Raw genomic sequence first — 15,310 nt, 5'->3', positions numbered from 1 at the left:
CGGTTTGGCGAGCGGGAAGAAGTGCGCAAGGAAACCCTCGATTTTCTGGAGAACGGGCTCGACAGCATTGGCCGCGTCGTGGATGTCACCCTGTCCACCTACCGCAGGCGCTCGGGTGCAAAACTTCTGAGCATGAGAGATATTCGGGACCTCGAGTTGCTGATTGCACCGGAGGCCCGGCGCGCTGGAGTTATTCTCGCGTGGGAGCTGGATGAGACGGCACAGGTGATGACTGATGCCGACGCCCTGCGCCAGATCCTCATCAACCTGATGCTCAACGCGGTGCGCGCCTCCCCGCCTGGTGGCACTGTGACCGTGGGCCTGTCCCAGGACGAAGCCATGCGTACGGTTGTGCTGAAGGTCAGCGATGAAGGCCCCGGCATGCCGCCGGAACTGGTGGCGGCCATCATTTCCGGTCAGGTCGATGATGTGCCGGTGGAACGCAGCATCGGCATCTGGGTGGTGTCCAATCTGGTGGCGCGGATCGGGGCGGACCTGTCGATCCGCAGCAAGGAAGGCGAAGGGACCACGGTGCAGTTGACCCTCGGTAGCGAGCCGGAAAACGGGAGCGCAGCCAGATGACCGCAAACCGCATCCTCGTGGTCGAGGACGACGTGACCCTTGGCGCCTCCCTGCGCCAGCGGCTGGAGCTGGAAGGCTTCAAGGTCCGCTGGGCCCGCTCGGCCAGCGAAGCCCGCGCTGCTTTGGACACGGACGCTCCGGACATCATCCTGTCCGACATCCGCCTGCCGGACGGGGATGGCGAAAGCGTCATGCGGCAGCATTTCGAGCGCTGTGGCATGGTGCCGGTGATCTTCATGACCGCCTATGGCGACATTGACCAGGCCGTGCGGCTGGTGCGCGACGGGGCGCTCGATTACGTCAGCAAGCCCTTCGATCTCGATACCCTTGTCGACACGCTCCAGACGATCGCGAGCCGCCGCCGCAATGCGGCAGGCAGCACCGCAGATCCTTTTTCCGGCAGCCCTGCCATGGAAAAGGCAGGCAGCACCTTGCGCCGCGCAGCAGCCATCGATCTGCCTGTGCTGCTGCTTGGGGAAACGGGCTCAGGCAAGGAGGTGGCAGCCCGCTATGTGCATGAGGCAGGGCCGCGCAAGGGCAAGCCCTTCGTGCCGGTCAACTGCGGCGCACTGCCTGCGGAGCTCGCCGATTCCTGCTCTTTGGCCACGAGCGCGGCGCTTTCACCGGTGCGGGCGCAGCTCATCGGGGCTTCTTCGAGGAAGCGGAAGACGGCACACTTTTTCTCGACGAGATCGGCGATCTGCCGCCCGCCTTGCAGGTGAAGCTGCTGCGGGTGCTGGAGACGCGGGAGTTCCGGCGCCTGGGTGCCAGCCAGAGCCGGCGCTTCGAGGCACGGGTGGTCTGCGCAACCAACAAGGATCTGGAAGCCATGGCCACGAGCGGCTCATTCCGCGAAGACCTGTGGTTCCGCATCAATGTCATCACCTGCAAGCTGCCGCCCTTGCGCGCGCGGCGGGATGAAATCCCGGCCCTGCTGGAGCGCCTTGCGGGTGAAGCAGCGGCCCGCATGGGCCTTGGCGCACCTTCGTTGAGCGGCGCAGCCAAGGCGGCCGCACAACAGCATGCCTGGCCAGGCAACTTCCGTGAGCTGATCAACCGCGTAGAGCGCGCCGTTGCACTCGGCAGCGGCAGCACATTGACGGAAGCGGATCTCTTTCCCGAAGGCGCCATCAGGGCGCAAGATACGGCAGCACCGCAAGCCTCTGCCGCAGATCCGGGGACACCCCTTGCCGATGTGCGCGATGCCGCCGAAAAGGCCCATATCATCGCGGCACTCGCTCAGGCGGAGGGGTCCGCCAGCGCCGCCGCTGCCAGCCTCGGCATCTCCCGCAGCACCCTTTGGGAAAAAATGCGCCGCCTCGGCATCAGCCGGGATGAGGAAGGCTGAGGACGGCCAGACAAGCGAAACGGCCAGAATGCTGGAAACATCCTGGCCGTCAGAGACATCAGACCGGAATGGTCCCGGTTACTTGAGCCAGCTCTTCACCAGCTCATCGTAGTTGACGGTGACCGGCTGTTCCTTCTCGTTTTCGATGGGCAGCTGCGGGGCGAGATTGCCCTTCTTCACCGCATCGTCATGCCAGTACTGAAGGTCATGCTCTTCGGCCAGCTTCGGGCCGAGATCACCCTGCACTCCGGCGCGCTCCAGACGAGAGAGGACCTTTTCCTGTTCGGCGCAGAGGGAATCCATCGCCTCCTGCGGGGTCTTGGTTCCCGCCGCTGCATCACCGATGGCCTGCCACCAGAGCTGGGCAAGCTTCGGATAATCCGGCACGTTGGTTCCCGTCGGTGACCACTGCAGGCGGGCTGGCGAGCGGTAGAACTCGACAAGGCCACCCAGTTCCGGCGCACGTTCGGTGAAGCTCGGATGGTCAAGCGTTGACTGGCGCACGAAGCTGATTGCCACGTGGCTCTTCTTCAGATCGACCGTCTTCGACGTAACGAACTGCGCATAGAGCCAGGCCGCCTTGGCGCGGTCATCCGGGGTGGACTTCAGGATCGTCCAGGACCCCACATCCTGATAGCCGAGCTTCATGCCGTCCTTCCAATAGACGCCATGCGGGGACGGCGCCATGCGCCACTTCGGCGTACCGTCCTCGTTCACCACCGCAAGGCCGGGCTTGACCATGTCGGCGGTGAAAACCGTGTACCAGAAGATCTGCTGAGCCACGTCTCCTTGCGCGGGGACGGGGCCGGCTTCCGAGAAGGTCATGGACTGAGCCTGCGGCGGAGCGTATTTCTTCAGCCATTCCAGATATTTGGCGACAGAATAGACAGACGCCGGGCCATTGGTATCGCCGCCACGGGCAACACAGGAGCCGACCGGGCGGGAGTTCTCGTCAACCTTGATGCCCCACTCATCCACCGGCTTGCCGTTAGGGATGCCCTTGTCGCCGTTTCCGGCCATGGAGAGCCAGGCATCGGTGAAGCGCCAGCCGAGTGACGGGTCCTTCTTGCCATAGTCCATATGGCCGAAGACCTTCCTGCCGTTGATCTCGCGTCCGGTGAAGAACTCGGCGATATCCTCATAGGCGGACCAGTTCACCGGGACGCCGAGGTCATAGCCATACTTGGCCCTGAAGTCGGCCTTGTTCTTCTCGTCACTGAACCAGTCGTACCGGAACCAGTAAAGGTTCGCGAACTGCTGGTCCGGCAGCTGGTAGAGGTCGCCATCCGGAGCGGTGGTGAAGGATGTACCGATGAAGTCCGCGAGATCCAGTCCGGGGTTCGTCACGTCCTTGGCATCGCCCGCCATCCACTTGGTCAGGTTGCGGGCCTGCTGGTAGCGCCAATGTGTACCGATCAGGTCGGAGTCATTGACATAGGCATCGTAGATGTTGTCACCCGACTGCATCTGCGTCTGCAGCTTCTCGATCACGTCGCCTTCGCCGATCAGATCATGGCTGACCTTGATCCCCGTGATCCGCTCAAACGCCGGTGCAAGAACCTTGGATTCATAGTCGTGGGCGGTGATCGTTTCGGAGACGACGCGCAGCGACAGGCCCTGGAACGGCTTGGCGGCATCCACGAACCACTGCATTTCCGCTTCCTGCGCTGCCCGGTCGAGAACGGACATGTCCTTGATTTCACTGTCAAGGAATGCCTTCGCCTCGTCCATGCCCGCCTGGGCCTGACCTGCCCCCAGCACGAGCGCAAGCAGACTTGCCGATGTCATTATGTGCTTCCGCATGTTTTCCTCCCATAGCGTATGCACCATCACTCCCCCGGCAGAGTGCTCCGCCGGGTCCCTACTCGCTAAACGAAGCGGAATACGCCTATGGCGTAGACAACCGAGAGTGCGAGAGCCCACCACAGATCCGGGCCGCCGAAGCCAAGCCAGGCTATGTTGATGAAAGCGCTGCCAAGCAGCGATATGAACAACCGGTCTCCGCGCGTCGTCGTCATGCGCAGGATGCCGTAGCGCGGGCTGCCGCCGGGCGAGACATATTCCCAGATGCCCATGCCAGCGAGCAGCAGCCCGATCAGGATGAAGAACGCGGCCGTCTGCCAGGTCCAGGCCATCCAGCTGAGATCGATCATGATTACACCCTCCCCAGTGCAAAGCCCTTGGCGATATGCTTGCGGACGAACCAGATCACCAGCGCCCCCGGAATGATTGTCAGCACGCCGGCAGCCGCCAGCACCCCGTAGTCGAAGCCCGTGGCCGAGCTGGTGCGGGTCATGGCTGCGGCAATCGGCTTGGCGTCAGTTGTCGTGAGGGTGCGGGCGATCAGAAGCTCGACCCAGGAGAACATGAAGCAGAAGAAGGCTGCGACACCGATGCCGGATGCGATGAGCGGCATGAAGATCTTTCCGAAGAAGCGCGGAAACGAATAGCCGTCGACATAGGCCGTCTCATCAATCTCCTTTGGCACGCCGGACATGAAGCCCTCGAGGATCCAGACGGCCAGCGGCACGTTGAACAGGCAGTGGGCCAGCGCCACGGAGATGTGCGTGTCGATCAGACCGAAGGCCGAATAGAGCTGGAAGAAGGGCAGGATGAACACCGCTGGCGGCGCCATGCGGTTGGTCAGCAGCCAGAAGAACAGGTGCTTGTCGCCCAGAAACCGGTAACGCGAGAAGGCGTATGCGGCAGGCAGGGCGACGGCGATGCAGATCACCGTGTTCATGACCACATAGGTCATCGAGTTGAAGTAGGTTTCGTACCAGGCCGGGTCCGTGAAAATGACCGCGTAGTTGCGCAGCGTTGGCTGCTGCGGCCACAGCGAGAGCCCGCTCAGAATCTCGTTGGTCGTCTTGAAGGACAGGTTGACCAGCCAGTAAATCGGGATGATCAGGAACAATATGTAAAAGGCCGGGATCAGCCAGCGCAGCGAGCGCTGACGGCGGCTTGCACCGATGCTGTGCGCCTTGATCATGGCATCGACCGGATAGTCCGGCGCGCTCCGGCTTTCCTGCGTCATCTGGATGTCCTGTGTCATGGGGAGCTCCTCAGGTCCGGTCTTCATCGGGCTGGGTGGTGACGGTGTAGAACACCCAGGACACCAGCAGCACGATCAGGAAGTAGATGATCGACATGGCCGAGGCCGGCCCCAGGTCGAACTGGCCGACAGCCATCTTCACAAGGTCGATGGACAGGAATGTCGTGACGCTGCCCGGTCCGCCGCCGGTGATGACGAAGGGCTCGGTGTAGATCATGAAGGAGTCCATGAAGCGCAGCAGGATGGCGATCTGAAGCACCCGGTTGAGCTTGGGCAGCTGGATGAAGCGGAACACGCTCCAGCGCGAGGCGCCGTCGATCTTGGCCGCCTGATAATAGGCATCGGGGATTGACATGAGCCCGGCGTAGCACAGCAGCACCACAAGACTGGTCCAGTGCCACACATCCATGAGGACGATGGTGAACCAGGCATCCAGCGTGTCACGGCCATAGTTGTAGTCGAAGCCGAGCGAGGTCATCACAGAACCGAACAGGCCAACATCCGTGCGGGCAAACAGCTGCCAGATCGTCCCCACCACATTCCACGGGATGAGCAGCGGCAAGGACATGAACACCAGGCAGAAGGGCACACCCAGGCCGCGTTTAGGCATGTTGAGGGCAATGATGATGCCGAGCGGGATCTCGACCAGAAGAACAATGGCCGAGAACAGAAGGTTGCGGGCCATGGATTCCCAGAAGCGGTTCGAGGCCAGCACCTCCCTGAACCATTCCGTCCCGGCCCAGAAAAACTCGTTGTTTCCGAACGTGTCCTGAACCGAATAGTTGACCACCGTCATCAGCGGAATGACCGCTGAGAAGGCGACGAGGAGAAGCACTGGCAGCACGAGGAACCAGGCCTTGTTGTTCCAGGTTTTTTCCATGGGTCAGGCTCCCAGCTCGACACGCCAGGAATTGGCGTAGAGATTGATACCGCCCGGTGCGAACTGCACATGGGGCGATGCAGGCAGGGGTTCGTGCTCATGGGCAACGGCTGCGATCTCGCGGCCATCCAGAACCGCGCGCACGATGCGGCGGCGGCCCACGTCTTCCACTTTGCGGATTTGCACCGGAATGCCCTGATCCGAAATACGGGTGTATTCCGGCCGTACGCCGAGATCGGTCCTGCCCGGAGGCAGGCCTTGCACGCCATGCGGAAGCTCGATCTGATGCGCGCCGATGCGGGCGGTGCGCCCGTCCACGGCCACGGGCAGCAGGTTCATGCCCGGCGAGCCGATGAAATAGCCGACGAAGGTGTGCATGGGCCGCTCGAACAGCTCTGCCGGCGTGCCGATCTGCACCACCTGCCCTTCGTACATGACCACCACTTCATCGGCGAAAGTCAGGGCCTCGGTCTGGTCATGGGTGACATAGACCATGGTGTAGCCAAAGCGGCGGTGAAGCTTCTTCAGCTGCGAGCGCAGCTCCCACTTCATATGCGGGTCGATGACCGTCAGCGGCTCATCGAAGAGAATCGCATTCACATCCGCCCGCACCAACCCGCGCCCGAGCGAGATCTTCTGCTTTTCGTCCGCCGTCAGCCGCTGCGCCTTGCGGTCCGCCCGGCCGGACAGTCCGACCATTTCCAGCGTCTCGCGCACCTTGGCATCGATCAGCCCCGGCTCGACCTTGCGGTTGCGCAAGGGGAAGGCGAGATTGTCGTAAACGCTCATGGTGTCGTAGACGACGGGAAACTGGAACACCTGCGCAATGTTGCGCTCCTGGGTGGACAGATCCGTGACGTCACGCCCGCCGAACCTGAGCCGCCCATGCGAGGGGTGCAGCAGTCCGGAGATGATGTTGAGCAATGTGGTTTTGCCACAGCCGGACGGCCCCAGCAGGGCATAGGCCCCGCCATCGCGGAAGGCGTGATTGATTTCGCGCAGGGCGAAGTCCTCAGGCTTTTCCGGGTTCGGGCGGTAGGCGTGGCGGATACGGTCGAAGCTGATTTCTGCCATGTCCTGTCCTCCCTTATGCGGCCTTTGCCGCCCTGTGCTCGACGGCAAGGCCATCCGCATCGAAGATCATCAGATCAGATGCCTCGAAGCCGACCTGGATGACTTCCTCCGGATCGTGTTCCTGAACCCCTCCGTCAGGATCACCCAGTCCTGACCGGCAAAGGCCACATGGATGAAACTTTCCGAGCCGGTGATCTCCGTCACCAGAACCTGCGCCTCGATGAGATGGGAGGCAGGCGTCTTGCGCCCTAGGCTCAGGTGATGCGGCTGCAGGCCTGCGGTGTAGGTGCCATCAGCGATGTGCGAGAGGGAGACCGGCAACGGCACCGACAGCCCGCAGGGGTGGGTCAGATGACCACCGCGCTTCTCCATCACCAGCGTGTTGAGCGGCGGGTCCGCGAAGGTTCGCGCCGAGCGGAGGTTTACTGGGGAGCGGAAGACATCAATCGTCCGGCCAAACTGGGCCACACGGCCTTCATGCAGCACTGCCGTGTTGCCGCCCAGCAGCAGCGCCTCCTGCGGCTCAGTGGTCGCATAGACAAAGATTGCCCCCGTCTCGGCAAAAATGCGGGGCAGTTCCTCGCGCAACTCTTCGCGCAGCTTGTAGTCGAGGTTGGCCAGCGGCTCGTCCAGCAGCACGAGGCTCGCGTTCTTGACGATAGCCCGGGCCAGTGCCGTGCGCTGCTGCTGGCCGCCGGACAGGTTCAGCGGCGTTCGGTCAAGATAAGGCGTCAGCCGCATCAGCTCAGCCGCCCAGCGCACGGATCGGTCAATCTCTGCCTTGTCTCTCTTCTGCACCCTCAGGGGTGAAGCGATGTTCTCGTAAACCGTCAGCGACGGGTAATTGATGAATTGCTGATAGACCATCGCCACATTGCGGCGCTGCACCGGCATGCCGGTCACATCCTTCCCGCCCATGTGAATGGTGCCGGATGTGGGCACATCCAGCCCGGCCATCAGCCGCATCAGGGATGTTTTCCCGGCCAGCGTCGGGCCAAGCAGCACATTCAGCGAGCCGCTTTCGAGTGTCATCGAGACATCGGTGATATATTCGGTCGCACCGGCGCTCCTGCAGACATTGCGCAGTTCAAGCATGCCATCCTCCTCCCAAAGGTGCTGGTGATGCCAGCGGCAGGCATAGGGACCCTCCCCTCCAGAGAGGGTCCCGCATCCATCAAAGCTCCGGTGAAATCTTCCAGTCTCTCAGCTTGTAGACGGTGCCCGGACGCGGGCGGATCTGGCCGCCTTCTTTCAGCCGCCGTTTGAAGCTGTGTATCGGTGTGGCCAGATCGTTGATGCGGAACTCCACGACGGAGGGGCCGTCATGAGCAAAGGCCTGATCCAGGGCCGCCTCGATCTGATCGGGCGTCTCGACATAGATCCCGAGCAGGCCGAGCCCGGCACTGGCTGCCGCAAACCCCGGCCGTGCACTCTGCGTTTCCAGCAAAGCCGACTGGACATTGCCGAAGTAAAGCTGCTGCCAGAGCTGGATCCAGCCGAGGCGCCCGTTGTTGAGAACGATGTTGACCACGCGCTGGTTCTGCTGAAGCTGCGTCGCAAGCTCGCCGATGGTGTAAGAGAAAGCGCCGTCGCCCGACACCGTGACCACCCGGGCCTCGGGCCTTGTCGCCGCCGCACCAATGGCTCCGGGCACAGAATAGCCAAGCCCGCCCTGGCCGCGGGCATAAAGGAAGTTGCGCCCGGCTTGCGCGCCGGAATGTAACCGCCGATCCAGCCGGCGGAGAAGCTGGCATCGGACACGACGATATCATCCTCGCAGAGACGCCGGCCGACAGCCTCCATGATGCGCGGCGGCGACAGCGGGATCTCCTCGGAGGCGATTTCCAGCTGCTTGGCGGCCTCGCCCTCGGCCTTCACGGCCGCAATCCGCGCCTTCCACTCCACGTTCTCACCCGGCTGCTGGCCGGCTGCGAGAAGCTTGATGGTTTCACGCACGTCGCCATAGAGCGAAACGGTCGGGCGGAAAGTGCGGCCATGCTCCAGCGGATCGGCATCGATGACGATCGTGGCCTGTTCCGGCAGGGGCAGCGTCCAGTTCATCGCCGTGTTCTGGCTGGCCTTGGAGCCGCACCAGATGACGAGATCCGCTTCCTTGATCAATTCGATTGCCGCCCAGGAGCCGAGCGGATTGAGGATACCGGCCGCGTAATCCTTTGTCTCAGGCACCGAACCCTTGCCAGACAGAGATGTCACGACAAGCCCGTTGAACCGGTCGGCAAAGGCAGTCACCTCCTGCGCTGCATCAGACCCATGCACGCCGCCGCCGCAGACCAGAGCCGGACGTTTCGCCTTGGCAATCAGATCCAGCGCCTTGTCAATTTCGGAGGCCACCGGCACTGAGCGCAGGTAGGGAATATGGATCGAGCGCTCATCCACCACGGGCTTCAGAACATCCTCGTCCCATTCAGCATCGAAAATGTCATGCGGAATGATGATGGCGACCGGCCCCGGACGGGGGCGACGGCGGTGCGGAAGGCCGTGCGGATGATTTCCGGCAGGGCTGAGACTGACGGCACCAGCCAGGCATTCTTGGAGATGGACTGGAAGAACTTGAGCTGATCAAAGCCCTGGCTGGCAATGCCCTTTTCCTTCAGTGTCAGCCAGTCGAGCGGCAGTTCGCCGATGATGCCGACCATGGGGATCGACGCATTCAACGCCTCCAGGAATCCAGCCGAGAGCAGGTTGGCGCCGGGGCCAACCGTCACGTCACAGACGCCGGGCTTGCCGGTCAGCCGGGCATAGGCGTCCGCCGCATAGGCAGCGTTACGCTCGTCGCGCATCAGCACGTGGCGGATACGGTCCGTCCTGCGGGAGATGCCGTCATGCAAGGCCGTGGTCTGGCCGCCGGGCATGCCGAACACCAGTTCGACCCCGTATTGTGCCAGCATTTCAGATATCAAGTCGCCAATATGCGCCATTGTCCGGTCCATTCATCAGAGAAGACGGGTGGGGTGAAGCGGCATCAGTGAAGTGCCGCGAGGCTTTCGACGACGGCTTTGTAGGCCGTCAGTTTACGGGCCAGAGCCTGGTTGCGGTCTGGCTGGGGATCGTAGCTGCGCGAGACACGCACCATCCTTTGCGCTGCTGTGCCGAGATCCGCATGGTGCCCAAGGGCGACAGCTGCGCAGATGGCACCTGCCTTGGCCCCGAACTCGGAGCCGTCGGCTACCTCGACCCGCGTGTTCAGCGCGTCGGCGAACATCTGGCACCACTGCCCCGACTTGGACGCCCCGCCAGCCATGCGGGCGACCTTCGGCCGCATGGCTGCGTCCTGCGGCAGCAGGCGGTCGATATCCGTCTTGTGGGCAAAAACCACGCCCTCGAAAGCCGCACGCAGCACGTCGCCAAGGGTGTGGCGGGCGCAAAGCCCGATGATGCCGCCGGGCACATGTGAAGGCCCGCCATAGAGGAAAGGCAGGAACAGGATATCGTTGTCCCGCTCCATCGCCTCGGCCACGAGCTTGTTGCCGACTTCATAGATGGATGAGCCCATGGCCTTGGCCCGCGCGCCTTCGGCTTCCAGCAGGGTGGAGAAGATCCACTCCACATTGCTGGCAGACGTCGCCGCCCCTTCCGTGGCAATGAAGCGGTTCCCGACAGGGAAGGACGACTGAATGAACGGCGGCGGCGTCAACAGTGGCTGATCGAGAATGATGGAATTGATGCTGAATGTACCCGCCACCACGGAGATAAGGTCCGGGCTGGTGACACCGGAAGCGAGGGCAGAACCAGTCACATCAACCACACCACGGATCACCGGTGTGCCTTCCCGGAGGCCCGTCTGGCGTGCAGCTTCCGCTGTGACATGCCCCGCAACATCAATGGAAGGGCCAACGTCCGGCAGCTTGTCCAGCCAGCGCGACACGCCGCCAGCGGCAAGGGCATCAGCAGCATACCGGTTGGCAGCCAGATCGAAGATCCCGGCAATGCCGCCATCGGTGGGGTCCGTCGAGACCTGCCCCGTCAGCCGGGCACGGATGAAGTCCTTGCAGAAGACCAGCTTGCAGGTGCGGTCGAAAAGATCCGGTTCATACCGGTCGAACCAGCGCAGCAGCGGAATGGCGTGGGTGGCAAACATCCTTGCGCCCACCAGCCGGTCCACCTCTGCCATCTCGCCGGTGCCGCGCATCTCCTCGATTAGGGAAGCGTGCGCGTGTCCGTCGAGACAAGTCCCGGACGGACCGGCTTCAGGTCACGGTCGATGAAGTAAGCTCCCGCGCCATAGCCTGACGGCGTCACGCCAACCACATCCTCAGGGGGTGCCGGTGATTTCCAGCAGATCACGAATGGCGGAGCAGGCAGCCTGCCACATGGCATCGGGGTCCCGTTCTGTCCAGCCCGGCTTGGGAAACTGCATCCTGTTGGGGCTGCTGCGACAGGCAATCTCGTTTCCGTCGAGATCGAACATGGCCGCTTTGGTCATAGTTCCACCGGCGTCGATGCCGATCAGGCGCTCGCGCATGATAGTCTCCTCCCGTGCGCCGGGAGGCTCCTCTTCCGCCCCCGGCAATCCCTCCGAACGGCCATCTGAGGCCGTTTGCGCCCTTGCTTGAAGCAAGGTTGTTATAATAAGTTGAGGCTAGGCGAGTTGATCAGACCTGTCAATACGCCTTGCGTCACTTGTTCCGGGAGGACGGGCAAGGGGCAGCGTAGCGGCAAACCGGGAGGACAGAGCATGAGACATAGGGAAGAGGCGCTGCAGGCGCTGGAAGGCGGGGAGAGCGGCGATATCCTTATCATCGGTGGGGGCATCAACGGCGTTGGCGTGTTCCGCGATCTCGCCGCACAGGGCATCGGCGCAACGCTTGTCGACATGGGCGATTTCTGCAGCGGCACATCCGCTGCGCCTTCGCGGCTGATCCATGGCGGATTGCGCTATCTGGAGCAGGGCGAGTTCAAACTGGTGCGCGAGTCCGTGGAAGAGCGCGACAGCCTGCTGCTGAATGCCCCGCATCAGGTCAGCCCGATCCGTGTCTGGGTGCCTGCCCTGTCCTGGGCAGGAGGAACCGTGCAGGCGGGCTTGCGTTTCCTGCGCCTTATGAAGGATCCAGGCCCCAAGGGCGCGCTGATCCTGAAGCTCGGCCTCACCATCTTCGACAGTTTCAGCAACCGCAACCGTTCCATGCCCCGGCACAGACTGGTCAACCGGAAGAACGCGCTGGATACGGTTCCGGGTCTTGCGGGCAACATCAAGATCGTCGCCGAGTATTTTGACGCTAGGATCACCAGCCCGGAGCGGCTGACGCTGGAGTTGGCGGCGGATGCGGAGAAAGACTGCGCGGGAAGCCTTGCGCTTCCCTATGTCCGGCTTGCGGGAATCGAAGGGGATACAGCCCTGCTGGAGGATGTGCTCACGGGCCGGATCTTCCGAAAGACCTGCCGCTTCATCATCAACTGCGCCGGGGCCTGGATCGACGAGGTGGATGCAAACCTTGGCGTTACCGAACGGCTGACCGGCGGCACGCGCGGCTCGCATCTGGTGCTGAAACGCCCTGACCTTGCAGCAGGTCTTGGTGACGTCATGCTCTACTTTGAAACGCCGGATCACCGGGCCTGCCTGATCTACCGGCTGGACAACGAGCACGTGCTTCTGGGCACCACGGACATCCGCACCGAAGACCCGGGCGACAAGGAGACCTCGGAGGCAGAGATCGACTACCTGTTCGAGGTGCTTGCCACCGTTCTGCCAAGAGCACGCGCCCGGCGGCAGGATATCGCCTTTGCCTATTCCGGCGTGCGCCCCCTGCCCCGGCAGACCGGCGGTGCGGCAGGCTCGATCAGCCGCGACCACACATTCCGCATCTTTGAGCCCGCCGGCACACGCAAGGTACCGCTGCTGACCCTGATCGGCGGCAAATGGACAACCTACCGGGCCTGCGCCGAACAGATCGCCGATCTGGTTATGCCCCGCATTGGCGGAACGCGCCGTGTCTCGACCGCGGCCTTGCCGATTGGCGGCGGCAAGGAGTTTCCCAGGACCGCGCAGGACCTGAAGGCACTGGCCACGCAGATTTCAGCATCCTCAGGCCTCAGCCAGGCGCGGGCGGAGCTGCTGATCAAGCGTTACGGCACGGCGGCAAAGCAGATTGCGCAGGAACTACAGCCGGATACGCGGCTTGAGAGTGCACCTTGCTATTCAAGGGAAGAAATTCTATGGATCACTCGTAATGAGCGCGTTACGCGTCTGGAAGACATGATCCTCCGGCGCACGCTGATGGCATTCGAAGGAGTGGCCAGCGACGCCTGTATTGGCGAAGTTGCCAGCATCATGGCCTCCGCCCTGTCATGGACAGGAGAGCGGATGAACCAGGAAGCGGAAGCCACACTCCGGCTGCTGAAAACCAGGCACCGGGTGCAACTGCAGCAGGGAACAGCGGCGGGCCCGGCAGGATGAAGGAAATGCGCCCGTGTCCGATCAGCCCCTGGATATGCCGGCTCTTCAGGGCCGCTCTTCCAGAATTCCGCTCTGGCTGCAGCTGAAAACTGCCATTGCGGACATGATCGTGCAGCGGGGTATGCAGCCCGACGACAAGCTGCCCAGCGAGACCGACCTGTGCAACCAGTTTGGCGTGTCGCGCATCGTCGTGCGCCAGGCCATGAGCCAGCTGGTGTCAGAAGGGCTCGTCTACCGTCAGCAGGGCCGCGGTGCATTCGTGGCCCAGCAGACGGAAGACAGCGATTTCGTGGGCCGGATCATCGGCTTTTCGGGAGATATCCGCAGCCGCAACCATCAAGTCTCACGCACCATTCTTGCCGCCGACATCCGCGAGCCGGACGCGAAGGCTGCCAAGGCATTGGGCCTGGGGCCCGACGACAAGGTAGTATACTTGCGGCGCATCATGAGCGTCGACGGCGTGCCACGTATTCTGGTGCACAGCGTCCTGCCCGAGGCGCTGGTACCGGGCCTGCTGGATCATCCGCTGGAAGACCGTTCCCTCTATGCCTTGCTGCTGGAGCTTTATGGCATCGCCTTCGAAGGCGCGGAACGCTGGGTCGAGGCGGTGAATGCCAGCGCCGAGGAAGCGACGCATCTGCAGATCCGCAAGGGCACGGCGCTGATCAAGATCGAATCCCGCTCAACGATCCGAAGCGGCAGATATGCCGAGTATTTCTCCGCCCTCTACCGGACGGACGCGGCCCGCCTGCACTTCACCATCCGGCCAGACCACACCGCCTGAACGGGCCCCGGCCTATTCGTCGCCCGGCACACCATAAGACGGGGCCGCAACGGGATTGAGCGCCCGCGTAACATAATCTGCCGCCTGCGGCTTGTAGACCTCCCAGGCCTTCGCAACAGCCGCCACAGGGCAGGCTTCGTCCAGCCAGTCGATCCGCAGTTCGGCAAATGGCCAGGACTGTCTGTCCACGATCAGCAGCCCGGCAGAGTGCACGGGACCAGCTTCACCGCCCGCCGCAACCGCAGCCGCCAGAGCCGCAATCAGCCGGTCGCCGAGTTCCCCTGGCGCGGCCTCAAAAGCCGCGACCATCGCTGCCGGCACACCATCATTGGCCAACAGATTGCCCGCCGCCACGCACTGATGCCCTTCTGCTGAAGTCCAGATACCGAGCGCCTTGGGACCGGAATGAATGGCCGTCTGCCCCTCCCCATCCACCGCCAGAAGCTGGCGGTAGTCCGGGAAGCCGTCGCTGTCCCGCGCTGCCGCAACAGCCCCGCTGCGCTGGCGCCTTTCGCCAGCTCCTCCAGCATCTTCGCGCCCAGCGCAGGATTGGTGACATTCTGCGTCGCCACCGCACCGGTTCCCGCCTGTGCCCAGGCGCAGCGGGCGGCAACGGCAGGCGACGACGAGGAGATGGCGACGCCAAACTGGCCAGTCTTTTCGCAGCGGGCGACGATGGAGAAGGTCATGAATGTTCCTTTCCGGAGGTTTTCAGGCACTCTGGCTCAATCTGGAATGACGGCAGTGGCGTCGATCTCGACCAGCCATTCAGGCCGGGCCAGTGCCGCGACGACAAGGCCGGTGCAGACCGGGAACACGCCCTTGATGTACTCGCCCATCGTCCGGTAGACCGCCTCGCGGTGGCGCACGTCGGTCAGATAGACCACCAGCTTGGTGACATGCTCCATCCGGCCACCAGCTTCCTCGAGGAGCTGACGGATGTTCTGCATCACCTTGTGGGTCTGCTCCACCGGGTCGTGGCTCTCGATATTCTTTGCAGTGTCGAGATCCTGCGGGCATTGGCCGCGCAGAAAGATCATCGTGCCGCGTGCCACCACGGCCTGACAAAGATCATTGTCCAGCTTCTGCTCCGGATAGGTGTCCCGCGTGTTGAACTTGCGGATGCGCGTATGTGCCATTGCCGTTTCCCCTCGATGCACCAGATGCCGCAT

Annotated in this window: 14 protein-coding genes and 5 pseudogenes; 6 read left to right on the top strand and 13 right to left on the bottom strand. The window is 62.9% G+C overall.

Annotation, left to right across the window (positions count from 1 at the left end):
- The first annotated feature begins 21 nt into the window (after nt 1-21).
- The 4 genes and pseudogenes from ACQB61_RS02305 to ACQB61_RS02290 all read left to right on the top strand — a co-directional run bounded on the left by ACQB61_RS02305 (nt 22) and on the right by ACQB61_RS02290 (nt 1,930).
- Nucleotides 22-582, top strand: a complete 561-nt coding sequence (locus ACQB61_RS02305) for a sensor histidine kinase (protein ID WP_430511323.1) — start codon at nt 22-24, stop codon at nt 580-582.
- On the top strand, nt 579-1,304 hold the full coding sequence (locus tag ACQB61_RS02300; protein WP_430511322.1) for a sigma-54-dependent transcriptional regulator: 726 nt from the start codon (nt 579-581) through the stop codon (nt 1,302-1,304). Before ACQB61_RS02305 ends, ACQB61_RS02300 begins: the two co-directional genes overlap by 4 nt.
- Nucleotides 1,238-1,426, top strand: a pseudogene (locus ACQB61_RS02295) (sigma 54-interacting transcriptional regulator); the annotation flags it as partial. The gene ACQB61_RS02300 and the pseudogene ACQB61_RS02295, both read left to right, overlap by 67 nt.
- Entirely contained in the window at nt 1,412-1,930 is a 519-nt protein-coding gene (locus tag ACQB61_RS02290; protein ID WP_430514264.1) for a helix-turn-helix domain-containing protein, read from the top strand. The pseudogene ACQB61_RS02295 and the gene ACQB61_RS02290, both read left to right, overlap by 15 nt.
- Before the next feature lie 78 nt (nt 1,931-2,008).
- Here ACQB61_RS02290 and ACQB61_RS02285 read toward each other — a convergent pair whose 3' ends face one another.
- The 11 genes and pseudogenes from ACQB61_RS02285 to ACQB61_RS02235 all read right to left on the bottom strand — a co-directional run.
- Complete coding sequence (locus ACQB61_RS02285) at nt 2,009-3,718, bottom strand: extracellular solute-binding protein (protein ID WP_430511321.1); 1,710 nt, start codon at nt 3,716-3,718, stop codon at nt 2,009-2,011.
- A gap of 80 nt (nt 3,719-3,798) precedes the next feature.
- Nucleotides 3,799-4,083, bottom strand: a complete 285-nt coding sequence (locus ACQB61_RS02280) for a DUF2160 domain-containing protein (RefSeq protein ID WP_430511320.1) — start codon at nt 4,081-4,083, stop codon at nt 3,799-3,801.
- 2 nt (nt 4,084-4,085) lie between these two features.
- Complete coding sequence (locus ACQB61_RS02275; RefSeq protein ID WP_430514263.1) at nt 4,086-4,922, bottom strand: carbohydrate ABC transporter permease; 837 nt, start codon at nt 4,920-4,922, stop codon at nt 4,086-4,088.
- A 73-nt stretch (nt 4,923-4,995) separates the two neighbouring features.
- Nucleotides 4,996-5,865, bottom strand: a complete 870-nt coding sequence (locus tag ACQB61_RS02270) for a carbohydrate ABC transporter permease (protein ID WP_430511319.1) — start codon at nt 5,863-5,865, stop codon at nt 4,996-4,998.
- A gap of 3 nt (nt 5,866-5,868) precedes the next feature.
- A complete protein-coding gene (locus ACQB61_RS02265) occupies nt 5,869-6,939 on the bottom strand; it encodes an ABC transporter ATP-binding protein (RefSeq protein WP_430511318.1) in 1,071 nt (356 codons plus the stop codon).
- 13 nt (nt 6,940-6,952) lie between these two features.
- Nucleotides 6,953-8,034: pseudogene (locus ACQB61_RS02260) on the bottom strand (ABC transporter ATP-binding protein).
- 79 nt (nt 8,035-8,113) lie between these two features.
- Entirely contained in the window at nt 8,114-8,593 is a 480-nt protein-coding gene (locus ACQB61_RS02255) for a thiamine pyrophosphate-dependent enzyme (RefSeq protein WP_430511317.1), read from the bottom strand.
- 344 nt (nt 8,594-8,937) lie between these two features.
- Nucleotides 8,938-9,291, bottom strand: a pseudogene (locus ACQB61_RS02250) (thiamine pyrophosphate-binding protein); the annotation flags it as partial.
- A gap of 53 nt (nt 9,292-9,344) precedes the next feature.
- A complete protein-coding gene (locus ACQB61_RS02245) occupies nt 9,345-9,878 on the bottom strand; it encodes a thiamine pyrophosphate-binding protein (protein ID WP_430511316.1) in 534 nt (177 codons plus the stop codon).
- A 44-nt stretch (nt 9,879-9,922) separates the two neighbouring features.
- Nucleotides 9,923-10,642, bottom strand: coding sequence for an FGGY-family carbohydrate kinase (locus tag ACQB61_RS02240; protein WP_430514262.1), 720 nt, complete (start codon nt 10,640-10,642; stop codon nt 9,923-9,925).
- 96 nt (nt 10,643-10,738) lie between these two features.
- Nucleotides 10,739-11,368, bottom strand: a pseudogene (locus ACQB61_RS02235) (FGGY family carbohydrate kinase); the annotation flags it as partial.
- Nucleotides 11,369-11,635: 267 nt separating this feature from the next.
- On the opposite strand from ACQB61_RS02235, the gene ACQB61_RS02230 reads away from it, so the two are divergent.
- Entirely contained in the window at nt 11,636-13,354 is a 1,719-nt protein-coding gene (locus ACQB61_RS02230) for a glycerol-3-phosphate dehydrogenase/oxidase (RefSeq protein ID WP_430511315.1), read from the top strand.
- A gap of 13 nt (nt 13,355-13,367) precedes the next feature.
- On the top strand, nt 13,368-14,138 hold the full coding sequence (locus ACQB61_RS02225; protein ID WP_430511314.1) for a GntR family transcriptional regulator: 771 nt from the start codon (nt 13,368-13,370) through the stop codon (nt 14,136-14,138).
- Between the two features lie 12 nt (nt 14,139-14,150).
- On the opposite strand, the pseudogene ACQB61_RS02220 reads toward ACQB61_RS02225, so the two are convergent.
- Nucleotides 14,151-14,827 (bottom strand): annotated as a pseudogene (locus ACQB61_RS02220) (DUF1028 domain-containing protein).
- Nucleotides 14,828-14,863: 36 nt separating this feature from the next.
- Nucleotides 14,864-15,277, bottom strand: a complete 414-nt coding sequence (locus ACQB61_RS02215; RefSeq protein WP_430511313.1) for a RidA family protein — start codon at nt 15,275-15,277, stop codon at nt 14,864-14,866.
- Nucleotides 15,278-15,310 lie beyond the last annotated feature (33 nt).

The sequence above is a fragment of the Pannonibacter phragmitetus genome (genome assembly GCF_050510895.1).
GTDB lineage: Bacteria > Pseudomonadota > Alphaproteobacteria > Rhizobiales > Stappiaceae > Pannonibacter > Pannonibacter phragmitetus_B.
The sequence above is the reverse complement of the archived record's forward strand: the minus strand, read 5'-3'. Positions and strand labels throughout refer to the sequence as shown.